This is a genomic window from Bradyrhizobium genomosp. I (2014) (genome assembly GCF_000261685.1).
Lineage (GTDB): Bacteria > Pseudomonadota > Alphaproteobacteria > Rhizobiales > Xanthobacteraceae > Bradyrhizobium.
This window is the reverse complement of record NZ_AJQE01000248.1, coordinates 1-25,409: the sequence shown is the minus strand read 5'-3', so window position 1 is coordinate 25,409 and position 25,409 is coordinate 1. Positions and strand designations below refer to the sequence as shown.

23 protein-coding genes and 1 pseudogene are annotated in these 25,409 nt (G+C 63.4%); 14 read left to right on the top strand and 10 right to left on the bottom strand.

The features are described 5' to 3' along the window. A partial coding sequence (locus tag IC50_RS23415; protein ID WP_035710222.1) for a ParB N-terminal domain-containing protein occupies positions 1-441 on the bottom strand: 441 nt, incomplete at its 3' end. Then, positions 419-2,008, bottom strand: a complete 1,590-nt coding sequence (locus IC50_RS23410) for a recombinase family protein (RefSeq protein ID WP_050991068.1) — start codon at positions 2,006-2,008, stop codon at positions 419-421. The genes IC50_RS23410 and IC50_RS23415, both read right to left, overlap by 23 nt. Before the next feature lie 67 nt (positions 2,009-2,075). On the opposite strand from IC50_RS23410, the gene IC50_RS23405 reads away from it, so the two are divergent. Then, positions 2,076-2,447, top strand: coding sequence for a hypothetical protein (locus IC50_RS23405; RefSeq protein ID WP_035710221.1), 372 nt, complete (start codon positions 2,076-2,078; stop codon positions 2,445-2,447). Between the two features lie 298 nt (positions 2,448-2,745). On the opposite strand, the gene IC50_RS23400 is transcribed toward IC50_RS23405, so the two are convergent. From IC50_RS23400 to IC50_RS23390, 3 genes are all read right to left on the bottom strand, one after another. Further along, complete coding sequence (locus IC50_RS23400) at positions 2,746-4,401, bottom strand: recombinase family protein (protein ID WP_050991067.1); 1,656 nt, start codon at positions 4,399-4,401, stop codon at positions 2,746-2,748. An 850-nt stretch (positions 4,402-5,251) separates the two neighbouring features. Next, positions 5,252-5,596 (bottom strand): hypothetical protein, encoded by a 345-nt coding sequence (locus tag IC50_RS39260; RefSeq protein ID WP_244429630.1) that lies wholly within the window; start codon positions 5,594-5,596, stop codon positions 5,252-5,254. 520 nt (positions 5,597-6,116) lie between these two features. Beyond that, positions 6,117-7,070 carry a LysR family transcriptional regulator gene (locus IC50_RS23390; protein ID WP_035710216.1) on the bottom strand — a complete coding sequence of 318 codons (954 nt, stop codon included), beginning with the start codon at positions 7,068-7,070 and terminating at the stop codon, positions 6,117-6,119. 98 nt (positions 7,071-7,168) lie between these two features. On the opposite strand from IC50_RS23390, the gene IC50_RS23385 reads away from it, so the two are divergent. The 6 genes from IC50_RS23385 (at position 7,169) to recQ (ending at position 15,491) form a co-directional block, all read left to right on the top strand. Beyond that, positions 7,169-8,350 carry an MFS transporter gene (locus tag IC50_RS23385; RefSeq protein WP_035710214.1) on the top strand — a complete coding sequence of 394 codons (1,182 nt, stop codon included), beginning with the start codon at positions 7,169-7,171 and terminating at the stop codon, positions 8,348-8,350. A gap of 129 nt (positions 8,351-8,479) precedes the next feature. Beyond that, entirely contained in the window at positions 8,480-10,042 is a 1,563-nt protein-coding gene (locus tag IC50_RS23380; RefSeq protein WP_035710212.1) for an amidase family protein, read from the top strand. A gap of 286 nt (positions 10,043-10,328) precedes the next feature. Then, positions 10,329-11,630 carry an O-acetylhomoserine aminocarboxypropyltransferase/cysteine synthase family protein gene (locus IC50_RS23375; RefSeq protein WP_035710210.1) on the top strand — a complete coding sequence of 434 codons (1,302 nt, stop codon included), beginning with the start codon at positions 10,329-10,331 and terminating at the stop codon, positions 11,628-11,630. A 12-nt stretch (positions 11,631-11,642) separates the two neighbouring features. Then, on the top strand, positions 11,643-12,659 hold the full coding sequence (gene metA, locus IC50_RS23370) for a homoserine O-succinyltransferase MetA (protein WP_035710208.1): 1,017 nt from the start codon (positions 11,643-11,645) through the stop codon (positions 12,657-12,659). Between the two features lie 78 nt (positions 12,660-12,737). Next, positions 12,738-13,481: a polysaccharide deacetylase family protein gene (locus IC50_RS23365; protein WP_035710205.1), complete on the top strand. Its 744-nt coding sequence runs from the start codon at positions 12,738-12,740 to the stop codon at positions 13,479-13,481. A gap of 144 nt (positions 13,482-13,625) precedes the next feature. Further along, the gene (gene recQ, locus IC50_RS23360; RefSeq protein ID WP_035710203.1) at positions 13,626-15,491 is read left to right on the top strand and encodes a DNA helicase RecQ; all 1,866 of its coding nucleotides are present in this window, start codon (positions 13,626-13,628) and stop codon (positions 15,489-15,491) included. Positions 15,492-15,695: 204 nt separating this feature from the next. On the opposite strand, the gene IC50_RS23355 is transcribed toward recQ, so the two are convergent. After that, the gene (locus IC50_RS23355) at positions 15,696-16,709 is read right to left on the bottom strand and encodes a 1-aminocyclopropane-1-carboxylate deaminase (protein ID WP_035710233.1); all 1,014 of its coding nucleotides are present in this window, start codon (positions 16,707-16,709) and stop codon (positions 15,696-15,698) included. A gap of 162 nt (positions 16,710-16,871) precedes the next feature. Between IC50_RS23355 and IC50_RS23350 the strand changes: the two genes are divergently transcribed. The 3 genes and pseudogenes from IC50_RS23350 to IC50_RS23340 all read left to right on the top strand — a co-directional run bounded on the left by IC50_RS23350 (position 16,872) and on the right by IC50_RS23340 (position 18,206). After that, positions 16,872-17,336, top strand: coding sequence for an Lrp/AsnC family transcriptional regulator (locus tag IC50_RS23350; RefSeq protein WP_035710231.1), 465 nt, complete (start codon positions 16,872-16,874; stop codon positions 17,334-17,336). Positions 17,337-17,392: 56 nt separating this feature from the next. Beyond that, positions 17,393-17,536, top strand: a pseudogene (locus tag IC50_RS23345) (PLP-dependent cysteine synthase family protein); the annotation flags it as partial. 109 nt (positions 17,537-17,645) lie between these two features. Then, the gene (locus tag IC50_RS23340; protein WP_035710199.1) at positions 17,646-18,206 is read left to right on the top strand and encodes a carboxymuconolactone decarboxylase family protein; all 561 of its coding nucleotides are present in this window, start codon (positions 17,646-17,648) and stop codon (positions 18,204-18,206) included. 46 nt (positions 18,207-18,252) lie between these two features. Here IC50_RS23340 and IC50_RS23335 read toward each other — a convergent pair whose 3' ends face one another. Beyond that, complete coding sequence (locus tag IC50_RS23335; protein WP_035710197.1) at positions 18,253-19,125, bottom strand: hypothetical protein; 873 nt, start codon at positions 19,123-19,125, stop codon at positions 18,253-18,255. Positions 19,126-19,341: 216 nt separating this feature from the next. Between IC50_RS23335 and IC50_RS43905 the strand changes: the two genes are divergently transcribed. Beyond that, positions 19,342-19,587 (top strand): hypothetical protein, encoded by a 246-nt coding sequence (locus IC50_RS43905; protein ID WP_035710228.1) that lies wholly within the window; start codon positions 19,342-19,344, stop codon positions 19,585-19,587. A 3-nt stretch (positions 19,588-19,590) separates the two neighbouring features. Here the strand turns inward: IC50_RS43905 and IC50_RS23325 are convergent, their stop codons facing one another. After that, positions 19,591-20,532 (bottom strand): alpha/beta hydrolase, encoded by a 942-nt coding sequence (locus tag IC50_RS23325; RefSeq protein ID WP_035710225.1) that lies wholly within the window; start codon positions 20,530-20,532, stop codon positions 19,591-19,593. Between the two features lie 105 nt (positions 20,533-20,637). On the opposite strand from IC50_RS23325, the gene IC50_RS23320 reads away from it, so the two are divergent. Then, the gene (locus IC50_RS23320) at positions 20,638-21,525 is read left to right on the top strand and encodes a branched-chain amino acid aminotransferase (protein ID WP_035710194.1); all 888 of its coding nucleotides are present in this window, start codon (positions 20,638-20,640) and stop codon (positions 21,523-21,525) included. A 104-nt stretch (positions 21,526-21,629) separates the two neighbouring features. Here IC50_RS23320 and IC50_RS23315 read toward each other — a convergent pair whose 3' ends face one another. Next, the gene (locus IC50_RS23315; RefSeq protein WP_035710192.1) at positions 21,630-22,247 is read right to left on the bottom strand and encodes a class I SAM-dependent methyltransferase; all 618 of its coding nucleotides are present in this window, start codon (positions 22,245-22,247) and stop codon (positions 21,630-21,632) included. Between the two features lie 39 nt (positions 22,248-22,286). Further along, positions 22,287-22,871, bottom strand: a complete 585-nt coding sequence (gene phaR, locus IC50_RS23310; protein WP_035710190.1) for a polyhydroxyalkanoate synthesis repressor PhaR — start codon at positions 22,869-22,871, stop codon at positions 22,287-22,289. A gap of 305 nt (positions 22,872-23,176) precedes the next feature. On the opposite strand from phaR, the gene IC50_RS23305 reads away from it, so the two are divergent. Further along, positions 23,177-24,355 (top strand): acetyl-CoA C-acetyltransferase, encoded by a 1,179-nt coding sequence (locus tag IC50_RS23305; RefSeq protein WP_035710188.1) that lies wholly within the window; start codon positions 23,177-23,179, stop codon positions 24,353-24,355. A gap of 239 nt (positions 24,356-24,594) precedes the next feature. Next, the gene (gene phbB / locus IC50_RS23300; RefSeq protein WP_035710187.1) at positions 24,595-25,320 is read left to right on the top strand and encodes an acetoacetyl-CoA reductase; all 726 of its coding nucleotides are present in this window, start codon (positions 24,595-24,597) and stop codon (positions 25,318-25,320) included. Positions 25,321-25,409 lie beyond the last annotated feature (89 nt).

Below are 25,409 nucleotides of genomic sequence, written 5' to 3'. Positions count from 1 at the left end.
CCCCCCCCCTTCCAAGAGGCTGGTCACGCCCTTGACATACTCAAGGCTCAGTCCCGTCTTGCGGGCGATGTCGTCGAAATCGTAGCCGCGGCCACGCAGTCCCTCGATATCATGCAGGAGGTCAATGGCGCGGTGCTGCCGCCGGGCGCAGTTTTCGACCAGGCTCATAATGGCGCTGTCTTCATTAGTGGCATCGACGACGACGGCGGGGATTTCTCGCTGCCCGAGGGCTTGATAGGCCTCCAGCCGCCCCTGGCCGCAAACCAGATCGTAACGGGGTTCACCTTCGCAAACCTTCCGTTTGACTGTGATCGGCCGCTTCAGGCCGAGTTCGGCGACGCTGGTCACAATCTCCTTAAAAATCCGGCGGTTGCGTGCGCGCGGGTTGACGACATCGATGGCTCCGACCGGAATGATTTCAATGCATTGAGCCGATCCCATAGCTGACCTCCATCAGTTGCGAGCGGGCAGCAAGTTCAAACAGCATGTCCAGCGTGTCGAAACGATAGGCATCGAGGGCTAGCCCATTGTGTTCGGCAAGAGCCACTTGTTCTGCTTCCATTTCAAACCGTGGCAGGAGGTAGTAGTCGAGCACGGCGCTGTTCATTTGGTTCATCCGGATCGCCACCGTGATGTCCGGCCGCAGGCCCGCATCAAAGCGGATCTTCCACCGGTAGGACCCGGTCACGGTTTCCTGGGATCGGACCAGGCAAAGGGAGGCGGTGAACTCCTCATTGACGGTGAGGAGGTCAGTTTGCGTATCTTGGCGAACCGATCCCCCGATCTCTTCGATGCCGCGTACCGTTGCTAGGATGAAATCGGGATACATGCGGCGCAGGGCGCGATTGATCTCGATATACCGATAATCCCGGTCCGGACTGAAGCCGATAAGTTCGTAAGCTCGGATTAGACTGCCGAAGCGGGTGCGATAGGCGCTGCTGGACGGCCCAACCTCAAGTTCATCGATGATGATCCCGGAGAGATAGCCGTGCTGCTCCAACAGGCCGCGCAGCACGTCGAGAAGTTCCTCGTCAGAATAGCGTTTGGAGCGATCGGAAATGATAGCTTGCGCGGACTTGAACGTGTCTTCATCGACAATGGGCTCGAAAGCCTGATCGTGGCGAATCCAGCGCTCGGGCGGATTATAGACCCGCCGACCTTTGAGCTTGCATGAGCATCTGTTCCAGACATTGTTGCCGATGTACTTTTCATTGATCAGGATCTGATGCACGGTGGCTCTCGTCCAGGACCGACCAAGATCGGTGGTAATGCCTTTGCTGTTGAGGCAATCCGCGATTTCCCGCTCGCTCTTACCTTGCGCGACGAAGGCTTCGTAAATGAAGCGGATGGTCTCGATCTCTTGCTCGGGACCTGGGATGAGAACGATCCGATCCGTCTGGATGCTTTTGTGTTCGCCGCGGACCAGCTCGGCTTTGGCGATGCCATTCTGATCAATCAGTTGCCGCCTTAGCCCGTATCCTGCCGGCCCTCCCTGGCGAAAGCCAAGCTCGATCAGCCGTCGCTGCCCGGCAAAGACCTTGACTGAAAGTTCCCGACTGTACTCACCAGCCATCGCCCGCTTGACGCCCTTGACGATGGTTGAGACCGGGCTGCCGTCATTCTCAAACTGCTCAGCGCAGTAACGAACCGAGATACCCGCCCGCTTGCAAATGTATTCGTAATAGGCGCTTTCATCGGCATCTTGGAAGCGCCCCCAGCGACTGACGTCGTAGACGAGGATGGTTGAGAAGTCGGCCGTGCCATTCTGGACATCCTCGATGAGCTGCTTGAGAGCCTGGCGGTCGTCGAGGTTGAGGCCGCTCTTGCCACTGTCCTCGTAGGTTTTTTCAATCCGAAAGCCGTGACGTGCAGCGTAATCGCGAATAGCTTGTGACTGGTTCGCCGTCGAATATTGCTGATGGTCGGTCGACATCCGAACGTATTCCGCAGCAGGTTTGCCGGCCCGGGTCTCGAGTTCAGCCTCTGAATGAGACGTGTCCTGCAACATCGTCGCCCCACTAGCGTCAAGAATGTATGGTCAAGTCTTTGAAACTATAACTTAGCTCGGGGGAAACATGTTTCCGAAAACGGGCAAGAAGTTTCCAGCTGAGGACGTGCCGGCCTCGTCGACATACGCGGGCTTGATTGCCGATATTCTCAAGTCCGAGCTTGGCAACTCGCATCAAGCGCATAAGACGTTGATGCGATGGACGGGCGCCAACGAAAGAACAGCTAAGAATTGGCTTTCGGGCTCGAACGGTCCGAGCGGCGAGCACCTGTTGCAGCTCATGCGCAACTCGGATCGGGTGTTCGAGTTCGTCTTGAAGCTATCGCATCGTCCCGCATTGCTATGCAGTCGAAGGCTTGAGGAGGTGAGGAACAGCTTGCAAGTCACAGCTGATCTGCTCTCGGAAGTTATCGAGATCCAGGACAGACACGCCCCGTAAACTCAGCTGCCGAAGAAGACCCGTCCCTCTAGTTGGACCTAATCAAGGGTCGCAATCGACGCCAACGCAGCTGAAAGCAAGACTGCTTGGCGAAGCTTGAAAATTCGCGAAATACGAAACACTGCTTGCGCCGTCGGGCAAAACAGTGGTTTATAGGGCGCTGGCTCATCGAAAGGAACCAGCGGCATGGCTGATGAAGTCGAAGCATCTACTGAGTTATCTAGAATCGCGAAACTCAATGGGGACTTCCGAAGGAACTACGGAACAATACTCGGCGCATTCCTCTACCTTCGGTCAATTAGTGCCGCGCGCGGCCGTTCTTGGTTCTGGGCAGGCCTGCTTTCGGTTGTTTGCTCGGCGGTGCTAACTTGGGTTGGAAGGCACGGGCTTGCCTGGTTATCCGCCGGATGATCGCTCGAACGAGCGAGTCAGGGCTTTTGAAGCAGGTGATGTCTCGGCGTTCGCGGGCCCTGTCGGAGAATCTAATTGTTCTTTTCACTTTCCCATCGGTCGGCAGCAACACGTAGTCAAGCACGTCCTTGTTATGCGCTGCTAGCCTGATGGCAGCAATCCACCCAGCGGGCACATGCGTATCGCACTGAATGGTCCAATGTGGCGAATGGGTGTCCTCCATTCCCGGTGTCCAGCGCGCAGCTCTAATCGAGACGCAAATCGAGCCATTCACGCGGAGCGAATCTGTCCACCCGCCAGTGCTTGTCCGACAACCCGCCTTTCGAACGGCGGCTTCAATGCGAGAAGCAAGCCTTGTCTTGAGCTCGGACCAAATAGGCCTCGACTCTAAAAATTCGTAGTTGCGCTTGGGGGTATAGCCGAGCAATCGATATAGGTTGCGCATGCTGCCGAAGTGGACCTGACACGTGGCCACGCATGGTAAGCCCGGTGTACGGTCTATGATGCCGACACTCAGCTTCCCCTCTTTGAGCAGGGTTCGTCGCAAGCGAACGAGCATCTCCTCTTCCGTGAGATCAACGCGCCGCTCGTGAATGAACTTGGCGACCTTCGCGAAGGTGGCGCGGTCAACAATTGGCTCAAGACAACCCTCAGCCCGGATCCACTGTTCGGGAGGATTGTATGTTCGAGTTTGGCGCAGCTTGCATGATCTCCTATTGAAGATCAAATCGCCTATGTAGCTTTCGTCCCTGAGAATGGCGCCTACCATCACACGCGTCCACGGTGTCCCCGGACGAGTCGGCACGTTCCTTCTGTTCAGCTCCCAAGCCACGACCGTTTCACACTTCACCTCAAGGAAGCGGTTGAATATCCACCTGACGGTGGCCACCTCTCGCGGGTCGCCGGGCCGTACTCGAACATGATCAGTGGCGAGATACTTTCGCTGCCCCCGCTTCAGAACGCCCTTCGATTGCTCGTTCTCATCAACAAGCTCCCGCACCAATCCATAGCCCGGGTTGCCACAAGGCTTGTAACCCAGACGAGCAAAGCGGCATTGGCCCGCATAGACTTTGACTGAAAGCTCACGGCTGTACTCCGCTGCCATTACCCTTTTGATGTTCTTGACGATGCTGGCCAACATGGTGCCGTCATTGTCGAACTGCTCGGCGCAGTATGAGACCTTGATGCCCGCTCGCTTGCACATGAACTCATAGTGCGCGCTCTCATCCACGTCTTGGAAGCGACCCCATCGACTGACGTCATAAACCAGGAGGTGACCAAAGTCGGCCTTCCCGTTCTCGACGTCCTCCATCAACTGAAGGAGGCCGGGCCGGTTCTTAATGAGCAAGCCGCTCTCACCCTCGTCCTTGTAGGTGCGCACAAGAGTGAGATTGTGAGCGTGCGCGTAGGCAGCGATCACCGCGGCCTGGTTTTGAATGGAGTAGTGCTGCATCTCAGTAGACATTCGGACGTACTGAGCCGCTCTAACGCCGAGAAGGGCCTTCGGCAGGTGGGCCTTGTGAACGACGAGCGCATTGCTCATTCGCCGCCTCCACTTAGTCCGACCCTGCCTAAACGAAATGGAACGTCTGCGTTCGGGAGTATTCAAGCGCCTTCTGAGAGGCTGCTGCTATTTGGCGTCAGCGTCCGCTACATACGCTTCGTATGATTGTCCAAGGGCGCTGTGCGTAAATAGGATTTCCAAGGCCAAAATCTCGGAATAGCCGCTAGTCTCGTCCCCGGTATTAATCAAGTCAACCATGGTCAGGCCCGGCCCCGTGTCAAAGTTGGAAGCTGGCGCACCGGGAATGCGGATGAGCCCTTGCATGCTTGGGCCCCGCGTTTGAATAACGACTTTGATTTGCGACGCCCTACGCGAGAACCGCTGCTCGGATCGAAGTGGGATCCGCTGCCACTGATCAATGTCGCCTGCGGTTTGCCCGATGTAACTCGGGCGGATCGTCTGATCGATTGCAGCAAGGGTTGGGACGGCGAGCGGTGACATGATAACGGTGAGTGCAGCCGCACGGAATGTGATGAGACCGAGGCTTCGCTTCTCAAGGATTGGTCGGCATCTTTTTCGTATCATGTGAGCGATCCATTAGTGTCCGAATGGCTGCCCCTTTCGCCGCAGCATCTCCGGAGTCCTCAGCGACGCGTTCAGGCGTGCACTTCGTTGAGGGCGGGTTTCCACACTGGCGCGCAAGCGCTTCCCAACCGACACACTTTCCAGATTGGTTTCGGTAGCCCGGACCTCCATTGTCTCCGCAGGCTGCGAGTGCCGATGGGGCATGCAAGAGTTGCACGATGATGAAAAGCGAAACTACCTTGGAATTCACTTTGGGCGCTCCACATCAGAGCCGACAAACTACGCCATCACAGGGCGCGCGGCTCTACTGCTGCTTCATTCCAAGTTGCTCTGCGCAAACGCTGCCAAGCTGGACACCAGTAGGAATGGGCCCGTAATAGAGGCTTTTATCCTTGTCCTCCGTATCGAGACTCTTGATCGTTCCGTTCGGCGCCGCAACGACGTTGACCTTGCAGGCGTATGCCCGCGAACTTCCCGATGCGCTCGATTGGCCATCACGGGAAACTGAAAATGAGCTCCCAGACGCCAGTTGCCAGCTATACGCAGTATCGCCACTATTCATCTTGAAGCTGCTTGCTGGCGGCCCCCACCGGACGGCAAGAGCATCAACATTCTGCCCGACGTAGTCCTGGCCCAGCTTGGCGCGCACATCTGCGCCTGTCGCGTAACATCCCCCTAGTGCCACACAGAGCATGGCAAAACTCAGCCGACGCATTTCTTTCCCCCCAAACGGGCATATCCAAACGCAACTGACGCGCGAGATCAAGAGCCGGCGCTAGTTTTGAAAGAGCGGCCGCTCTGGGAGGCTACCGGCGACCGGCCCAAGTTGACTGGTCCGTCCCCAGTCTCGCCGGACAATTTAGGATGCGCGGACCGGCACCCGTTCACCGGGGCCCGCGAGCCCGAACTCGGTCTCGGGTCCACTCCATGGGCCCCCCGCGCAGCCTCCGGGGGGCTCCCTATCCCTATCCCTATCTCGATCCCGATACCTGTAACGAATTTGCCCTTGTGGGGATCAGCCCGTGCAGGGCGTCCGCGATGAACCTGTGGTCGGCTCTGCCATTTTCCCTGGCGGAGAAGCTGCCAGTGTTGGTCTTCTTACCTACCGAGAGGACCTGAGGGGTAGCGTGGGAGCAAATTTCTTTCTAGATTCTCTCCCTCCGCCAGCCTCATCCCGCCAATCTCCACCTTCCATCACCCGACCGCTTCAACGCCGGATCGCTCACCCGCACGTGCTCGGCCAGGAAATCGATGAACGCGCGCACGCGGGCGGGCAGCGGCGCGGTGTGGCCGACATAGACGGCGTGGATGTCTTCGCGGTCGCCGGGATTGTAGCCTTGCAGCACCGGGACGAGGCGGCCGGCCTCGATGTCGGGGCCGATATGGAAGAGGGCGAGCCGGGCGAGGCCGACGCCGCCGAGCGCAAGACGGCGGGCGGCTTCGCCGTCGCTGGCGCGCGCGACGGGCGGGGGCACGGCCTCCTCGGTGTGGTCGCCGCGTCTGAACGGCCAGCCGCGGATGCTGCGCGGAAAGGTCCAGCCGATGCCGCGGTGATCGGCAAGGTCCGCCGGCGTTCTCGGCGTGCCGCAACGGGCGAGATAGTTCGGCGCGCCGACCACGACCATGCGGCTGCTGCCGAGCTTTCGCGCGACGAGACGCGAGGCGCGCAATGGGCCGACGCGGACGGCGACGTCGGCGCGCTCCTGCATCAGGTCGATCAGCGTGTCGGTCAGCACGAGATCGAGCGTGACGTCGGGATGCTGTTCCAGGAAGCGCGGGATCAACGGCACCACGTGCAGCATGCCGAAGGGAATGTTGCAATTGACCGTGAGGCGGCCGCGCGGCGCGGAGCCTGAGGCCGCTTCGCGCTCGGCCTCCTCCATCTCGGCGAGGACGCGCAACGAGCGCTCGTAGAAGGCCTGGCCTTCCTCCGTCAGCGTCAGCTTGCGCGTGGTGCGGTTGACCAGTCGCGCGCCGAGCCGCGCCTCCAGCCGCGACATCAGCTTGCTGACTCCCGACGGCGTCAGCCGCAGTTTTCGCGCGGCCTGGGTGAAGCCGCCGAGATCGACGATGCGGACGAAGACCTCCATCTCGGCAGAGCGGTTGGTGTCGAAACGGGCCATGTTGAATTCATGTCACAAATGATTGGATTGCGGACATTCTAATGGTTTTGCGGCAGTGCCGCTATCTGCGTGGCTCGTCTCATTCATCGGAGCCACGCATGCCTCCCGCCGTCCTCGCGCTCACCGCCGGTGCCTTCGGCATCGGAACCACCGAATTCATCATCATGGGCCTCCTGCTCCAGGTCGCCGCCGACATGCATGTCTCCGTGCCGGTCGCGGGCCTGCTGATATCCGGCTATGCGCTCGGCGTGTTCGTCGGTGCGCCGGTGCTGACGCTGGCGACGCGGCGGATGCCGCGGAAAGCGGTGCTGCTCGCGCTGATGGCGATCTTCACGCTGGGCAATGCGGCTTGCGCGCTGGCCCCGAACTACGAACTGCTGATGGCCGCACGCGTGCTGACCTCGCTCGCCCACGGCACGTTCTTCGGTGTCGGCTCGGTCGTGGCCACCAGCCTCGTCGCCGAGGACAAGCGTGCCTCCGCGATCGCCACCATGTTCATCGGCCTGACGGTCGCTACGCTCCTGGGGGTGCCCTTCGGCGCCTGGTTCGGCCTGATGCTCGGCTGGCGCGCGGCGTTCTGGGCCGTGACGGTGATCGGCGTGATCGCGTTCGCGGTGGTAGCCGCGCTCGTTCCCGGCCATGTCGGCGATGGCGACAGGCCGGTCTCGCTCGCCGAAGAGGTCGCCGTGCTCGGCCGCCCGCAGGTGCTGCTCGGCCTTGCCATGACCGTGTTCGGCTTCGCCGGCCTGTTCGTCGTCTTCACCTATATCCAGCCGATCCTGACGCGCTTCACGGGCTTCCCGGAGGCTGCGGTGTCGCCGATCCTGCTGGTGTTCGGCGTCGGGCTCGCGATCGGCAACGTGGCCGGCGGCAGGCTTGCGGACCGCGGCTTGGCACGGGCCCTGACCGGCACGCTTGCCGCACTTGCGATCGTGCTGCTCGGCCTGGCCGCCGTGCTCTCGATCAAGATCCTTTCCATCGCGCTGATCCTGCTGCTCGGCATCGCCGCCTTCGCAACTGTCGCCCCGCTCCAGCTGCGTGTGCTGGAGGCCGCAGGCCCCAGCGGTCGCACGCTCGCCTCCAGCCTCAACATCGCCGCGTTCAATCTCGGCAACGCGCTCGGCGCCTGGGCCGGCGGCGTCACCATCGACCGCGGCCTCGGTCTCTCCGCGCTGCCTCTGATCGCAGCCGGGATCACGGCCATTGGTCTCGTGCTGGCGCTGTGGAGCCTCCGGCTCGACCGTGGGCCGGCCGCCGTCGCGGCGTGTCCGGCGGAGTAGAGCGAAGGCGTGGGGCCCGCTGACGATTGGTCGCATCGGTCCTCACGCCAGCGCGCCATGCAGAAACGCACCTGTACAGGGCCGCATGTCGTCCGTAACCTCCGCCGCGCAATTGAAGGAGATGCCGGCGTGGCGAAGAAGACGGCGACCAGGAAGAAAAGTGTGTTGAAGAAAGCGGCGAAGACTCCGAAGAAGGCAAGCTCCGGCCGCAAGAGCGTGGTCGCGAAGCCGGTCAGGAAGGCGACACGAGGGAAGTCCTCCGTACCACGGCGTCCGAAGGGGCCGGCCTGGCAATGGTCGGCGGTCGAGACCGCGGCTGCGATCCGCTCCGGCGCCATCTCCGCGGTCGAGGCGGTCGAAGCGCATCTCGAACGGATGCGCACCGTCAATCCGCGGCTGAACGCCGTCGTCGTCGACCTCTCGGAAGAAGCGCTTGCTGCAGCCCATGCGGCCGACAAGCTGCGCGCCAAGGGTGGCGAGCTCGGCCTCCTGCACGGCGTGCCGATCACGATCAAGGAAAACGTCGACTACGAGGGCCGGCCGAACTTCAACGGCGTGCCCGCCAACAAGGGCCTTGTCGCCCCCTCCGATGCGCCTGTTGTCCGCAACCTCAAGAAGGCCGGCGCGATCGTCATTGGGCTGACCAATACGCCGGAGTTCTCCTTCCGCGGCTTCACCGACAATCCCCTGCACGGGCTGACGCTGAACCCCTGGGATCCCGATATCACCTGCGGCGGCTCGTCGGGCGGGGCGGGTTCGGCGGTCGCCGCCGGCATCGGCACCATCGCCCATGGCAACGACATCGGCGGCTCGCTGCGCTGGCCGGCGCACTGCAACGGCGTTGCCACCATCAAGCCGACGCAGGGCCGCATCCCCGCGTTCAACGGGAGCGCAACGGCGGAGCGGCCGATGCTGGCGCATCTGATGTCGGCGCAGGGGCCGCTCGCGCGCCATGTCGCCGACGTTCGCCTCGCGCTGGAGGCGATGAGCCAGCGCGATCCGCGCGACCCCTGGTGGGTGCCGGCACCGCTGGTCGGACCCAAGCCGAAGGGGCCGATCAAGGTCGCGCTGGCGAAGATTCCCGAGGACATGGACGTCGATCCGTCCGTCTCCGCGGCGCTGCGCCAGGCCGCCGATCATCTCGAGCGTTCCGGCTATCGTGTCAGCGAGGTCGAAGTGCCAGACATCGACGGGGTCTGGCAGACCTGGTGCGACATCATCACCAACGAGACCGTGGTGATGCAGGAGGCCGGCATGCTGAAGGTCACGTCCGAGGATTTCCACAAGGCCTGGGGCGGCATGAAGGCCAAGGCCAATGTGCTCGATCTCAAGGCCTGGATGCAGGCGACGGCCGCGCGCAACGGCCACATCCGCGCCTGGCAATTGTTCTTCGAGGACTATCCGGTCGTGCTGGCGCCGACCACGGTGAAGCCGACGCCCGGCCCGCGTGACGACACCGTCAGTCCCGAGCGGGTGCGCGAGATCTTCTGGGGCGAGATCCGCTTCATCTCCGCCATCAACGTGCTGGGGCTGCCCGGCGCTGTGGTGCCGGTGGCGCTCCACGACGGCAAGCCGATCGGCGTGCAACTGATTGCCGGGCGCTATCGCGAGGATCTCGCACTCGATGCCGCAGCCGCGATCGAGAAGCGCGTCGGCGTGCTCTCCCACCGCCTCTGGCAGAGCATGGCTTGAGCCCAGGCAAGCACCGCCGCGTTGACGACGCACCCCTTTCCCCGCGCGGGCGAGGGGGCTCGCCGCGCAGCGGCGAGATGGATGACGCCGAGCAAGACACGGTGCGATCGGTTAATCGAATTTAACCGGGATTTCAGCCAATTCGCCAGCAAGCGTTAGGGTTACTTCCTCGATCTCTAGGCGAATTATTGTCCGCTTTACCACCCGCCTCTAACAGAGGACGGCGGACAACGCACATGCCTCATACAGGCCAATAAGTGCGGCCCGCCCACGCGGAGGTGGCACGATGCGCAACGAGACGATCGCTATTCACGCCGGCTACGAGCCCGAACCGACCACGCATGCGGTGGCCGTGCCGATCTACCAGACCGCGGCCTACGCCTTCGACAGTGCCGATCATGGAGCCGCCCTGTTCAATCTCGAGGCCGAAGGCTTTCGCTACAGCCGCATCGCCAATCCGACCAGCGCGGTGCTGGAGAAGCGTATCGCCCAGCTCGAGGGCGGCGTCGGCGCGCTCGCTGTCGCGACCGGGCAGGCCGCGCTGCATTTCGCCTTCGTCAACGTCGCCGATCACGGCGGCAACATCGTTTCCGTGCCGCAGCTCTACGGCACGACGCATACGCTGCTCTCGCACATCCTGCCGAGGCAGGGCATCACCGGCCGCTTCGCCGAGAGCGACAAGCCGGAGGCGATCGAGAAGCTGATCGACGAGAACACCCGTGCCGTGTTCGCCGAGACCATCGGCAATCCCGCCGGCAATGTCTGCGACATCGAAGCCCTGGCTCGAATCGCGCATGCGCATGGCGTGCCGCTGATCGTCGACAACACCGTCGCAACTCCGATCCTGCTCAAGCCGTTCGACTACGGCGCCGATATCGCCGTGCACTCGCTGACCAAGTTTCTGGGCGGTCACGGCACCACGCTCGGCGGCGCCATTGTCGATTCCGGAAACTTCCCCTGGGACAAGCACGCCGAGCGCTTCCCGGCCTACAACAAGCCGGATGTGTCCTATCACGGCCTCGTCTATGCCGAGCGGTTCGGCCGCACCGCCTATATCGAGCGGGCGCGCAGCGTCTATCAGCGCACGATGGGCTCGGTGCTGTCGCCGTTCAACGCCTTCCTGCTGCTCCAGGGCATCGAGACCGTCGCGCTGCGCATGGAGCGCCATGTCGAGAATGCGCGCAAGGTTGCCGAATTCTTGCGCGGAGATCCACGCGTCGCCTGGGTCAATTACACCGGGTTTCCGGACAGCCCCTATTATCCGCTGGTGCAGAAGTACCTGAATGGCAACGCCTCCTCGCTGTTCACCTTCGGCATCAAGGGTGGCATGGAGGCCGGCAAGACCTTCTACGATACGCTGAAGCTGATCACGCGCCTGGTCAATATCGGCGATGCCAAGTCGCTGGCCTGCCATCCGGCTTCGACCACCCACCGGCAGATGTCGGCGGAGCAGCAGCGCGTTGCCGGCGTGCTGCCGGAGACCATCCGTTTGTCGATCGGTATCGAGCATGTCTCGGACATCGTCGAGGACATCGACCAGGCGCTGGAGAAGGCCTGCCCGTCGGCGCGCCTCGAGGCCGCGGAGTAGGCGGCGCCGCCCATGACGATCTTGATCGACAGGGATCAAGTCATCTCGGGCCCGGCGCTGGTGCCGGCCGCGCGCGATCTCGCGCGCGATGCCGAACTCACCATCGGGCTGATCAACAACATGCCGGATCCGGCGCTGAAGGCGACCGAGCGGCAGTTCATGAAGCTGCTCCAGGCCGCCGCGGGCCCGCGCCGCATCCGCTTCCACTGCTTCTCGCTTCCCAGCGTGAAGCGGTCGCCCGAAGCGAAGTGGCATGTCGAGAGCGAGTATTCCGACCTTTCCGATCTCGCGCGCGGCAAGTTCGATGGGCTGATCGTGACAGGCGCAGAGCCGATCGCGCCCGAGCTCGACCAGGAGCCATACTGGCGGGACCTCACGAACCTCATCGACTGGGCCAAGACCAGCACGCGCTCGACGATCTGGTCGTGTCTCGCCGCGCATGCCGCGGTGCTGCACCTCGACGGCATTGAACGGCGGCGACTGCCGGCCAAATGTCACGGCGTTTTCGACTGCGAGGTCGTAACGAGCGATTCGTTGACCCACGCGGCGCCTGCGCCGCTCAAGGTTTCGCATTCGCGCCTGAACGAGATCGCCGAGAGCGACCTTGTGCAGGCCGGTTATCAGGTGCTGACACGCTCGGCCCAAGCCGGCGTCGACGTCTTCGTCCGCCAATATGCCAGCCGCTTCGTGTTCTTCCAGGGTCACCCGGAATATGACGCGCTGTCGCTCCAGCGAGAATATCTGCGCGACATCGGCCGCTATCTCACGCGGCAGCGCGAGAACTATCCGCGCCTGCCGGTGAGCTATTTTGACCCAGCGACGGAAGAGAAACTGGCTCGCTTCGAGAAGAAGGCGACACACCAGCGCCATCCCGCGCTCACCAACGAACTGCCTCGGTTGAATCTGCGCGCCGACATCGGCGCCGGCAACGCGGCGGCCGTGCTATTCCGCAATTGGTTGCGCCATCTTGGCGAGGGCGCCGACGCGTCGATGGCGGAGCTGGCGGAAGGGGTCTTGGCTCCGCGTTAGGATTACCCATGCGCCAGGCTTGCCTCAACCTGCGCACGAATGTTTCAGTAGAGGAATGGGAATCACGGGAAACGCAGCGTGTGGTCGGCATTCCAGGGACGCGTGAGCAATCGGCTGGCCCGGCATTTCCGCGCCGCGCGGCACCGGCTGCCCGCGCATGCGCCGATGGTGAGCTTCACCTTCGACGATGCCCCCGATAGCGCCGCAGGCGAGGGCGCCGAGCTTCTGGAGGAGCATGGCGGCCGGGGGACGTTCTATCTTGCCGGCAGCCTGATCGATCGTCCGTCGGATCATTGGCAGGCCTTGTCCAACGACGCGATCGTGCGGCTGCACCGGACTGGTCACGAGATTGCCTGCCACACCTTCTCGCACCAGAACTCGGTCAATCTCGACGAGGCCGCGATGGCTCGCGAGATCGAGCGAAACCGCACCTTTTTTCGCGATATCGATTCCTCGATCAGGCTGGAGAACTTCGCCTATCCCTATGGAATTGCCTCGTTCTGGCGCAAGCCGCAACTCGCAAAGGCCTTCCGGTCGGCGCGCGGCATCCTTCCCGGCGTCAATCGCGATGTCATCGATCTCCAGTTCCTGCGCGCCTCGCCCTTGATCGATTGCGAGATCGATCCGGCCGGCGTCGATCGCTATTTCGACGAGGCGATCGCAAGCGGCGGCTGGCTGATCTTCTACGGCCACGACGTCGCGAATACGCCAAGCCCCTTTGGCTGCACGCCGCACCTGATGCGTCATGCGCTGGAAGCGGCCGGCAAGCGCAACATGCCGATCGTGACGGTCGCAGAGGCGCTGCGGCGAATCGGGGTGTAGCTTCTTCTTTCCTTCTCCCTCTGTGGGAGAGGGAACAACCGCGCCGCGCCCACCCAAATGGCCTTGCCACGCCCGCGCGGTCATGCGACTGGCCTTGTGACGAATCGCACGGCTTGATCTGTTCCGCCCATGTCCGTTCCTTCCATGTCCGTTCCCTCCACCGCTCCGCCGCCCGCGCCGGCCAATGGCCGCGATGCGCTGTCGGTGCTGCATTCGGTGTTCGGTCTGCCGGGCTTCCGCGGCGCGCAGGGCGAGATCATCCGCCATGTCACCGACGGCGGCAATTGCCTGGTGCTGATGCCGACCGGCGGCGGCAAGTCGCTCTGCTATCAACTCCCCTCGCTGCTGCGCGAAGGCTGCGGCATCGTGGTGTCGCCGCTGATCGCCTTGATGCGCGACCAGGTCGCCGGCCTGATCGAAGCGGGCGTCAATGCAGCCGCGCTGAACTCGTCGCTGACGCCGCAGGAGGCGTCCGACGTCGAGCGGCGCCTGCTCGCGGGCGATCTCGACCTGCTCTATGTCGCGCCGGAACGCCTGGTCACGCCGCGCTGCCTGTCGCTGCTGGCGCAGGCGAAGGTGGCGCTGTTTGCGATCGACGAGGCGCATTGCGTCTCGCAATGGGGCCATGACTTCCGTCCCGAATATGTCGGCCTCTCCATCATAGCCAAGCGGTTTCCCGACGTTCCGCGCATCGCGCTGACCGCGACCGCAGACGAGTTGACGCGCAAGGAGATCGTCGAGCGGCTTCAACTGACGGGCGCGCCGCAATTCGTCTCGAGCTTCGACCGGCCCAACATCCGCTACGAGATCGTCGACAAGCGCAGCGCGGTGTCGCAGCTGAAGGAGTTGATCCGCGAGCGTCACATGGGCGATGCCGGTGTGGTCTATTGCCTGTCGCGCAACCGCGTCGAGGAGGTCGCTGCGGCGCTTCAAGAGGCCGGTATTGCGGCGCTGCCCTACCACGCCGGGCTCGACGGGGCGTTGCGCTCGCGCAACCAGGACCGCTTTCTCAACGAGGACGGCATCGTCATCGTCGCGACCGTCGCGTTCGGCATGGGCATCGACAAGCCCGATGTGCGCTTCGTCGCCCATCTCGACCTGCCCAAGAGCATCGAGGCCTACTATCAGGAGACGGGGCGTGCCGGCCGTGACGGCAAGCCGTCGACGGCCTGGATGGCCTATGGGCTCTCGGACATCGTGCAGCAGCGCCGCATGATCGACGAGTCCAGCGCTTCCGACGAGTTCAAGCGGGTCTCGATCGGCAAGCTCGATGCGCTGGTCGGCCTTGCCGAAACGCCGCATTGCCGGCGCCGGCGGCTGCTCGCCTATTTCGGCGAGATCGTGATGAGCGAGAGCTGCGGCAATTGCGACAATTGCCTGACGCCGCCCAAGATGCGCGACGGCAAGGTGCTGGCGCAGAAGCTGCTATCCTGCGTCTACCGGACCGGCCAGCGCTTTGGTGCGATGCATTTGATCGACGTGCTGGTGGGGCGCCTGACCGAGAAAGTGACGCAGTTCGGCCACGACAAGCTGTCGGTGTTCGGGATCGGGCGCGAGCTCAACGAAAAGCAGTGGCGCACGGTGCTGCGGCAATTGGTGGCGATGGGACATTTGCGCAGCGACAGTGAAGCGTTCGGGGCACTCAAGCTGACGGAGTCCTCGCGCGGCGTGCTGCGCGGCGAAACGGACGTGTGGTTGCGCGAGGAGGCGCCGGGCACCCGCCTCCGTTCGAGCCGCACCAAATCCCGCCGCGGCGATCTCGCGCCAGCGGCCAGCGCGCCGCAAGGCGATGTCGATCCCGAGCTGCGCGCGCGCCTGCGCGCCTGGCGTTCGGACGTCGCGCGCGAACGTGGCGTCCCGGCCTACGTGGTGCTGCACGACGCAACGATCGACGGCATCGTCCGGGCCTGGCCGACCACGCTGGACGAGCTCCGCAACGTCCCGGGAATCGGCGACAAGAAGCTCGAGCATTACGGCGAGGAGCTGCTGCAGATCATCAGGACGCGGTAGCAAACCAAAAACTCCGCCGTCATCCCGGACAAGCGAAGCGCAGATCCGGGATCCATAACCACAGGCCGGTGTGGTGACGACAGGCTGGCAACTACGAGCCTTCGCAAAACCATTGCTGCGGCGTATGGGTCCCGGATCAGCGCTCCGCTTCGCTGCGCTTGTCCGGGACGACATTTGTGTACAAGGGGAGGGCTTTGCCCTCACTCACCCATTCCTGAACGCATACGCATATCCGTTCAGTGCGGGCGCGCCGCCGAGATGGGCGTAGAGGATCTTCGCGCCCTTCTCGAAATAGCCCTTCTTCGCAAGGTCGATCAGGCCCTGCATCGACTTGCCCTCGTAGACCGGGTCGGTGATCATGCCTTCGAGACGCGCGGTGAGGCGGATCGCCTCCTTGGTCTCCTCCGACGGCACGCCATAGGCGGGATAGGCGTAGTCCTCGATCAGGACGACGTCATCGATGATGAGCTCCTTGCCGAGCTCGACGAGCTCAGCGGTGTTCTGGGCGATATCGAGCACCTGCGCCTTGGTCTGATCAGGCGTGAACGAGGCATCGATGCCGATCACTTTTCGCGCGCGGCCGTCCGCGGCGAAACCAACCAGCATGCCGGCATGGGTGGAGCCGGTGACGGTGCAGACCACGATGTAGTCGAACTTGAAGCCGAGCTCTTGCTCCTGCTTGCGCACTTCCTCGGCGAAGCCGACATAGCCGAGGCCGCCGAACTTGTGCACGGAGGCGCCGGCGGGAATCGCGTAGGGCTTGCCGCCCGCCGCCTTCACCTCCTCGATCGCCTGCTCCCAGCTCTTGCGGATGCCGATGTCGAAGCCGTCGTCGACCAGGCGCACGTCGGCGCCCATGATGCGCGAGAGCATGATGTTGCCGACGCGGTCATAGACCGCGTCCTCGTGCGGCACCCAGGCTTCCTGCACGAGGCGGCACTTCATGCCGATCTTGGCGGCGACCGCGGCGATCATGCGGGTGTGGTTCGACTGCACGCCGCCGATCGAGACCAGCGTGTCGGCGTTCGAGGCGATCGCGTCGGGGATGATGTATTCGAGCTTGCGCAGCTTGTTGCCGCCATAGGCGAGGCCGGAATTGCAGTCCTCGCGCTTGGCATAGACCTCGACCTGACCGCCGAGATGTTTTGACAGTCGCTCCAGCTTCTCGATCGGTGTGGGGCCGAAGGTCAGCGGGTAGCGTGCGAATTTTTCCAACATCATTGGTCATCCCGATTGGCGGTGGCGTCTGGGAACGGAGCTAGCATCGCCTCGGGAAAATGTGCTCTCGAATATTACTCTGCCAATGAAGGGAACTTGCACCAACGGCGTAAAGGCACCAGATTTACTCCAAGTTATCGGCTATTAGTGAAAGAATCTTCCGTGGCGTCCCGGCTCGACCGTATCGATCTTAAGATATTGAGATTGCTTCAGAATAACGGGCGGCTCAGCAATGCCGAGCTGGCCGTATCAGTCGCGATCAGCCCCGCCACCTGCCATCGCCGGACCCAGCGTTTGTTCGAGGACGGCTTCATTGCCGCCGTGCGCGCCATGGTCGCGCCGAAGAAGGTGGCAAAAGGCACCCTGGTGATGGTCGGCGTCGTGCTCGACCGCTCGACGCCGGAGAGCTTTGCCACCTTCGAGCAGGCGATCACCAAGCTGAAATTCGTGCTCGACTGCCACCTCGTCGCCGGCGATTTCGACTACTTCCTGAAGATCCGCGTCGGGGACATGGAGGATTTCAACCGCATCCACGGCGAGCAGCTCATCGCGCTGCCCGGCGTACGCCAGACCCGCACCTTCTTCGTGATGAAGGAAGTGGTCGATAACGCGCCGCTGGAGTTTTGAGCGGGGCCTATTGATGCGCGATGCGGATCATGAAAGATTCATGCGTTGCAGACATTCCCGCATGGCTGGCAGCGCGCGGCCTCGATCCGGCGCCGTACGAGGCGGCCTTGTCGTCGTTCCTCGCCACAGGCAAGCCGCTGCGGCTCGATGTCGATGACGTCTCCAATCCACGGAGCGTGCGAAGCCCCGCCGCGTCATAGCCGGCGTCTTCCTGCGATTTGCAAAATGGCACGGTCGTCACGGCAACTTCACTTGCCCTTCGCGCGCATGCAGGTGACGGTTGGGTCTTCTCAACGAGGAGATCCCACCGTGCGCCTCCCCATTCTCGATCCGAAAGACCTGAGTGCTGAACAGAAGCCGCTCTACGACGACATGCGAGCCGGCATCAAGGACCACTTCAAGGGTTTTGTGAACATGCGCGACGACGGCGCGCTGCTCGGGCCCTGGAATCCCTGGATCCGCGAGCCGCGCTTCGGCAAGCCGGTGTGGGAGCTGGTCAAGGCGGTCGCGTCGAACCCGCTGCTGCCCGCGCCGGTGCGCGAGGTCGCGATCCTCGTCACCGGCTCGCACTTCCGCTCCGGCTACGAGCTCTACGCCCATGTGCTGGTGGCCGAGCAGCGCGGCCTCTCCGACGAGAAGCTCGCGACCATCGTGGCCGGTCAGCGGCCGGCCGATCTCACCAGGCAGGAGGCGGTCGCCTATGATATGGCCTCGGCACTGGTCAGCGGTGGCGTACTGCCCGAGCTGACCTATCGCGCGGCCGTGAAGGAATTCGGCGAGCACGGCGCGGCCGAACTGTCCTATCTCGTCGGCGTCTACTGCATGGTCTCGGTCACGCTCAACACGTTCGACGTGCCGGTGCCGGACTAGCCGCGGCTTTGCTTCGTCGGAGCATGATCCTTTTCCGCGATCATGCTCAATTGCGCACCGCGTAGAGCGGCGTGCGCAGCGTCACCTGATAGGACGGCTTCGGCGTCCACGCGATCAGCGCGGTGATGCCGAACAGGCGGTTGTCGTTGTCGTCCATGCGGTCGAGGTCGAGCCGCAGGATCGGCTGGGGGAAGGATTCCGCAATCGTCCGTCCCGCGAGCTGTGCGCCACTGAAGGACTGCATGCCGAGGCGTCCGGTGAACTTCCAGTTGCTCGGCCATTGGTAATAGCCGCCCGCATATAGAATCGTGTTCGGCCGGATGCTGGCGAACGGGCTCGCAATGGTGGTGTGAGTGTATTGCACGCCGGCCAGCCAGCCCCGGGTCTCGTCTTCGTCCAGCGCGTAGTCGAATTCCAGGATGTTGTTGAACGAATTCGTCATGCCCGTCTCGTTCGGCACCGACTGCGTCAGCGTCGATTGCAGCGTGATCGTCGGGATCCTGCCGCCATTCTGCTGGTAGAGGTCGGCCTGCACGCCGATGTTCCAGCTGGTGATGTCGAAGGACGACCAGCCGCCGCCGATATCCGTCGTCGATCCGGACACGCCGCCATAGAGCGAGACGCGATCAGTGACGTCGACGGTCAACGGCAGGTCGACGGCGATCGACTTCGCCGTTGGCAAGCCGTTCGGCAGTGTCGTGCCGCGCCGTGCGGCCAGCGCTTCGAAGGCGGCCGACAGCGAGGTGGTGCCGAAGCCGAGCCCGAGCGTGCCTGCGGGGATCGTCGCGTAGCTGGTGCGGAGGTCGAGGTAGACGTTCGGAACAGTCGGCTTTGCCGGTGCGTCCTCCTCCGCCTCGGTGGCGAAGGTGCCGCTCGCCGAGATCGTCAGGCAGGCCAGCCCCATCGCGACAGCGCGCAAAGCCGGACGATGCGATGGGCTGCGACTTGACACGTGACAATCCGACGTGAGGGACGCCTGATGGCGGAATCGCTTGCTAGATGGAACGTGATCGTTCCCGTGGTCAAGCGTTATCCGCAAACGGTGGACTGCATCGATGCGCGCGGCTACCCTGCCGTGAGTGCACCGACACTCTCGCCGGCCAGAGTGCAGGCCGGACAATGGAGGACGACAGCCATGAACACGTCACGCCGTATCCTCCTCGCCGGAATGGCGGGGCTCGCCGTCGCTCCGACCGCGGTGGCGGCCGCACCGGCGCCCATGGTCGATGACGTGACGGTTGCCGAAGAGCGCTTCGCGCGCATGATCGCCGCCGCGCATGCGCCCGACATCACCTGCGCACGGCAGGCGGAGCGTTATGCGCATGCGCATTGGCCCGAATATCTCGTGGCAGCGAGGGCCGTTCTCGACGCGCGCGTGTGATGCTCACACTGACTTCTTCACCGCCCTCCGCACCTGTTCTCCGATCTGCGACAGCACGAGTTGGGCCTGCGGCAGGATTGCGCCCATGGCGTGGAAATTGTGGACCATGCCGTCGTGGCAGACATGCTCGACGGCGACGCCCGCGGCGAGCAGCTTGCGGGCATAGGCATTGCCTTCGTCGCGCATCGGGTCGTACTCGGCGGTGTGGATGATCGCGGTCGGCAGGCCCGCCAGCCGTGTCGCGCGCAAGGGAGAGACGCGGGGATCTGCGGTGTCGATGCCTTCGGGCAGATAGTCGGATAGATCGGCTTCGATCGTGACGCGATCGATCAGGTGGCCCTCGGCAAAGGCCTCGCGCGAGGGCGAAGTCTGCTCGAAATCCAGCACCGGGCAAATCAGGCATTGCGCGGCGATGGAGAGGCCTGCGGTCTGCGCCGCCTCCTGGCATACGATCGCAGCGAGCGTGGCGCCGGCGGAATCGCCGCCGATCACCAGACGGTCGGCGTCGATGCCGAGCGATGCCGCCTCGCGCGCCACCCATTCGGTGGCGGCGATCGCGTCGTTGACGGCGGCGGGGAACCTGTGCTCCGGCGCGAGCCGATAGTCGACCGAGACGAGGCGGCAGCCGGTGACATGCGCCAGCGCCGCCGCAATGCGATCGTGGGTGGCAATGCTGCCGGCGACGAGGCCGCCGCCGTGAAAGAACACGAATCCCGGTGCGAGCTCTTCGGCGCTTGCCGGCGTGTAGAGGCGATAGGGCAGTTCGCCGGCGCGGCCGGGCAGCACGCCGTCGGATGTCGTCACATCCGGCGCCTCGGCACGCGCGAACTGCATCAGCTTTGCCAGCGATTGCCGCCGCGCCTCCACGCTCGGCCGGCTCCGCGCCTGCGGCGCGGCCGCAGCCATCATGGTCAACAAACGCTTTGCGAGCGGATCGAGCGGCATGGATATCTCTCCCACGAGGGGAGAGGGTAACTTACCCAATCCCCGCAGCAAATCCTTTAGAAATTGAGAGAATAGTGCCCGGACATTTCCAAGGGGAAGCCGGTCATGGCCGAGATCAAGAAACCCATCGCATATTCGCCGAGCTGGACCTTCTTCGAGGGCAAATGGCACGACGGCAATGTGCCGATCATGGGCCCTCGCACGCATGCGGCCTGGCTCGGCTCGGTGGTGTTCGACGGTGCACGCGCGTTCGAAGGCGTCGCGCCCGATCTCGACCGTCACGTCGCGCGCGCCAATCAATCCGCGATCAATTTTGGCCTGAAGCCGGTGGTCGATACCGGCACCTGGCTCGGGCTGGCAACCGAAGGCATTGCACGCTTCGCGGCCAATGCCGAGCTCTATGTCCGTCCGATGTATTGGGCGCAGAACGGCTCGGGCGGCGGCGTGCTGTTCGATCCGGAGACCACCAATTGGTGCCTGTGCATCTACGAGGCGCCGATGCCAAAGCCCGTCGGCAACGCCATCACCCTGTCGCCGTTCCGCAGGCCCACGGCCGAATGCGCGCCGGTCGATGCCAAGGCGGCCTGCCTCTATCCGAACAATTCGCGCGCGCTCGCGGAGGCCGCCGCGCGCGGCTTCCAGAACACGCTGATGCTCGACATGCTGGGCAACGTCGCCGAGTTCGGCAATTCCAACGTGTTCATGGCCAAGGACGGCGTGGTCTACACGCCGGTGCCGAACGGCACTTTCCTGAACGGCATCACGCGCCAGCGCGTCATCGGCCTGCTTCGCGGCGACGGTGTCACCGTGGTCGAGAAGACGCTGCGCTATGCCGATTTCCTGGCCGCCGACGAGATCTTTTCATCCGGTAATTTCGCCAAGGTCGCGCCGGTGGTCCGTATCGACGAGCGCGAGCTGAAGCCGGGCCCGTTCTACACGAGGGCGCGCAAACTCTATTGGGACTTCGCGCATGCGGTGAAGCTGGCGGCGTGATCGGGACTATCCACCGTCATGCCCGGGCTTGTCCCGGGCATCCACGTTCTTCCTCGCATGTCGTTGCACGTGGTTGGCCGGGACAAGCCCGGCCATGACGAGAGTTACTTCTGTCTCCGGAACCGGCTGAACTGAAACGCCTGCGTCGAATTCCACGGCGTGTGATGCGTCTCGCGGCGAGTCTCCATCAGCTCGAACTCCGGCCCGAGCTCCGCTGCGAGGCTCGCGCTGTCATGTCGCTGCACCGGCAGGCCGCTGCATTTCTCCGGACCATCGGGCGCGAACGTACCGATGATGACCTGTCCGCCAGATGCAACCGCCGACCGCAGCCGCTCGACGTAAGCCGCCCTGTCGCGCGGGTCGGTCAGGAAGTGAAACGCCGCGCGGTCGTGCCAGACATCATAGCTTTTCGCCGGCCGCCAGCTCGTGGCGTCGGCAACGATCCAGTCGACCATCGAAGCGCCTGCCCCGATTCGCTTCTTCGCCACCTCAAGCGCATTCACCGAAAGATCCAGCACGCTGACGTCGCGATATCCGTCCTGCAACAGCGCATCGACCAGCCGTGATGCTCCGCCGCCGATATCGATGATGGCTGCGTCATGATTGGGGCTGGCAGCGCGAATCATCTCGAGCGAGATCGCCGGGCTGTCCTGATACCAGCTGACCTCGGCCTCACCCTTGGTGGCGTAGACATGGTCCCAATGGGCGCTTCGGTCAGACATGGCTCGCCCTTCCGCACATGGGACGGCGCGAATGAAAGGCTATTCGTCCTTCTTCGACATCCGCTCGAGGCGTTCCTGCATTTCCTTCATCTGCTGGCGCAGATCGTCGATATTGCCGTCCTTCGGTGCCTCGGTATTCGCATCGGGCTCGGGCGTGGCGGCCGGACGAGGCGCCGCGAACGGCTTGAACATCGAGAAGGTCTGCTGGAACAGCTCCATGTTGCGGCGGACTTGCTCCTCCAGCGGAGCAAAAGGAGTGCCGGACAGCGTATTGGCGATCTGCTTGCGGAACTTCTCTTGCTCCTGGGTCAGGGTCGCGATCGACTGCTCCAGATATTTCGGCACCACCATCTGCATGCTGTCGCCATAGAAGCGGATCAACTGGCGGAGGAAGGTGGTCGGCAGCAGGTTCTGGCCGGCCTTGTTCTCCTGCTCGAAGATGATCTGGGCGAGCACGGAGCGGGTGATGTCGTCGCCGGTCTTGGCATCATAGACCAGGAAATCTTCGCCGTCCTTGACCATGGCGGCGAGGTCTTCCAGCGTCACGTAGGTGCTCGTTCCGGTGTTATAGAGCCGGCGGTTCGCGTATTTCTTGATGGTGGTGGGTTGGTCTGATTTCGCCATGGGCTCTCACTTGCTAACGCGGGAGAACGGGAACCTGCCGGGCAATGCCGCAGGGCGGGAAGAGTACGCAACGCAACAAAATAAGCATTTTCAAAGGGCTCACGCTACCGTTTTGTGCGGCACGGTTAATTGCAGAGCAAAATCTTGCTTGCGAAAGCGCCAAGAACGCTATTTTGAATGCGCTGCGGCATGAATTCGGAGAGCGTCCGATTGACATGCCTCAACGACGTTAACAGGATGCCATTCGAGACTGGCGAGCCGTTTCCCCAGCCCCGTCTGCCCCCTTTCAAACCCAGGAGATGCCCATGTCAGACGATGTCGTCATCGTCAGCGCCGCCCGCACCCCGGTCGGAAGCTTCAACGGAGCGTTCGCGACCCTTCCCGCCCACGATCTCGGCGCCATCGCCATCAAGGCCGCGCTGGAGCGCGGCGGCATCGAGCCCGGCCGGGTTTCCGAGGTCATCATGGGTCAGATCCTGACCGCGGCCCAGGGCCAGAACCCGGCCCGCCAGGCTTCGATTGCCGCCGGCATCCCGGTGGAGAGCCCGGCCTGGGGCGTGAACCAGCTCTGCGGCTCGGGCCTGCGCACGGTCGCGCTCGGCTACCAGGCGCTGCTCAACGGTGATTCCGAGATCGTGGTTGCCGGCGGACAGGAGTCCATGAGCATGGCCCCGCACGCCCAGCACCTGCGCGGCGGCGTCAAGATGGGCGGTCTCGAGCTGGTCGACACCATGATCAAGGACGGCCTGTGGGATGCCTTCAACGGCTACCACATGGGCAACACCGCCGAGAACGTCGCGCGGCAGTGGCAGATCACCCGCGCTCAGCAGGATGAGTTCGCCGTCGCCTCGCAGCAGAAGGCGGAGGCCGCACAGAAGGCCGGCAAGTTCAACGACGAGATCGTCCCCGTCACCATCAAGACCCGCAAGGGCGACGTCGTCGTCAGCGCCGACGAATATCCGCGTCATGGTGCAACGCTCGACGGGATGGCCAAGCTGAAGCCCGCCTTCGAGAAGGACGGCACGGTAACCGCGGGCTCGGCCTCCGGCATCAACGACGGCGCTGCCGCCGTGGTGCTGATGACCGCCAAGCAGGCGGCCAAGGAAGGCAAGAAGCCGCTCGCGCGGATCGTGTCGTGGGCTCAGGCCGGCGTCGATCCGAAGATCATGGGCTCGGGCCCGATCCCGGCCTCGCGCGCCGCGCTGAAGAAGGCCGGCTGGAGCGTCGGTGATCTCGACCTGATCGAGGCCAACGAAGCCTTCGCGGCGCAGGCCTGCGCCGTCAACAAGGATCTCGGCTGGGACACCTCCAAGGTCAACGTCAACGGCGGCGCGATCGCGATCGGTCATCCGATCGGCGCGTCCGGCGCGCGCGTACTGGTGACGCTGCTGCACGAAATGCAGAAGCGCGATTCGAAGAAGGGCCTGGCCACGCTGTGCATCGGCGGCGGCATGGGCATCGCCATGTGTTTGGCGCGCGACTGACGACGACCTTACACGCAGCTGACGCGTGCGCCGCACACGTCAGCGCTGCGTTGCACGCGGCTAAAAAGGCGGCGGTTGCAAATCAAATATTCTTCGCAACCACGCAAGCCTCGACTAAAGAGAAACGCCCGGCTCACGCCGGGCGTTTTGTTCTTGATGTCCGTCAAACGTCCCGCATAATCCGCAGCTAAAAACAGTCACTCTCAAGCGTCCGAAGAGTCCAAGGGAAGGAATACGATATGGCACGTGTTGCACTGGTGACGGGTGGTACGCGGGGCATCGGCGCGGCGATCAGCAAGGCGCTGAAGGCGGCCGGCTACAAGGTCGCGGCGAACTATGCAGGCAACGATGCGGCGGCGGAGAAGTTCAAGGCCGAGACCGGCATCGCCGTCTACAAATGGGACGTCAGCAGTTTCGACGCCTGCGCGGCCGGCGTGAAGCAAGTCGAAGCCGATCTCGGGCCGATCGAGGTGCTCGTCAACAATGCCGGCATCACCCGCGACACCGCCTTCCACAAGATGACGCTCGAGCAGTGGACCGCCGTCATCAATACCAATCTCGGCTCGCTGTTCAACATGACGCGCCAGGTCATCGAGGGCATGCGCGCGCGCAAGTTCGGCCGCATCATCTCGATCTCGTCGATCAACGGCCAGAAGGGGCAGTTCGGCCAGGTCAACTATTCCGCGGCGAAAGCCGGCGACATCGGCTTCACCAAGGCGCTCGCGCTCGAGAACGCCAAGGGCGGCATCACCGTCAATGCGATCTGCCCGGGCTACATCAACACCGAAATGGTGCAGGCGGTGCCGAAGGACGTTCTGGAGAAGAACGTGATCCCGCAGATCCCGGCGAGCCGGCTCGGCGAGCCCGAGGAGATTGCGCGGGCTGTCCTGTTCCTCGCGGCCGACGAGGCCGGCTTCATCACCGGCTCGACGCTGACCGTCAACGGCGGTCAGTACATGGTGTGATGCGTCGGCATCACATGCGATCATATCGGTAACTCCGTCATGCCCGGGCTTGTCCCGGGCATCCACGGCCTTACAACAACCGTCGCCAC

Bases quoted from the DNA above. Each gene is read 5' to 3' on its own strand.
- IC50_RS23390 (WP_035710216.1), bottom strand. From the start codon at position 7,070: ATGGCCCGTTTCGACACCAACCGCTCTGCCGAGATGGAGGTCTTCGTC.
- IC50_RS23405 (WP_035710221.1), top strand. From the start codon at position 2,076: ATGTTTCCGAAAACGGGCAAGAAGTTTCCAGCTGAGGACGTGCCGGCC.
- IC50_RS23305 (WP_035710188.1), top strand. From the start codon at position 23,177: ATGTCAGACGATGTCGTCATCGTCAGCGCCGCCCGCACCCCGGTCGGA.
- recQ (WP_035710203.1), top strand. From the start codon at position 13,626: ATGTCCGTTCCCTCCACCGCTCCGCCGCCCGCGCCGGCCAATGGCCGC.
- IC50_RS23315 (WP_035710192.1), bottom strand. From the start codon at position 22,247: ATGTCTGACCGAAGCGCCCATTGGGACCATGTCTACGCCACCAAGGGT.
- metA (WP_035710208.1), top strand. From the start codon at position 11,643: ATGACGATCTTGATCGACAGGGATCAAGTCATCTCGGGCCCGGCGCTG.
- phaR (WP_035710190.1), bottom strand. From the start codon at position 22,871: ATGGCGAAATCAGACCAACCCACCACCATCAAGAAATACGCGAACCGC.
- IC50_RS23400 (WP_050991067.1), bottom strand. From the start codon at position 4,401: ATGAGCAATGCGCTCGTCGTTCACAAGGCCCACCTGCCGAAGGCCCTT.
- IC50_RS43905 (WP_035710228.1), top strand. From the start codon at position 19,342: ATGAACACGTCACGCCGTATCCTCCTCGCCGGAATGGCGGGGCTCGCC.
- IC50_RS23325 (WP_035710225.1), bottom strand. From the start codon at position 20,532: ATGCCGCTCGATCCGCTCGCAAAGCGTTTGTTGACCATGATGGCTGCG.
- IC50_RS23320 (WP_035710194.1), top strand. From the start codon at position 20,638: ATGGCCGAGATCAAGAAACCCATCGCATATTCGCCGAGCTGGACCTTC.
- phbB (WP_035710187.1), top strand. From the start codon at position 24,595: ATGGCACGTGTTGCACTGGTGACGGGTGGTACGCGGGGCATCGGCGCG.
- IC50_RS23355 (WP_035710233.1), bottom strand. From the start codon at position 16,709: ATGTTGGAAAAATTCGCACGCTACCCGCTGACCTTCGGCCCCACACCG.
- IC50_RS23385 (WP_035710214.1), top strand. From the start codon at position 7,169: ATGCCTCCCGCCGTCCTCGCGCTCACCGCCGGTGCCTTCGGCATCGGA.
- IC50_RS23375 (WP_035710210.1), top strand. From the start codon at position 10,329: ATGCGCAACGAGACGATCGCTATTCACGCCGGCTACGAGCCCGAACCG.
- IC50_RS23410 (WP_050991068.1), bottom strand. From the start codon at position 2,008: ATGTTGCAGGACACGTCTCATTCAGAGGCTGAACTCGAGACCCGGGCC.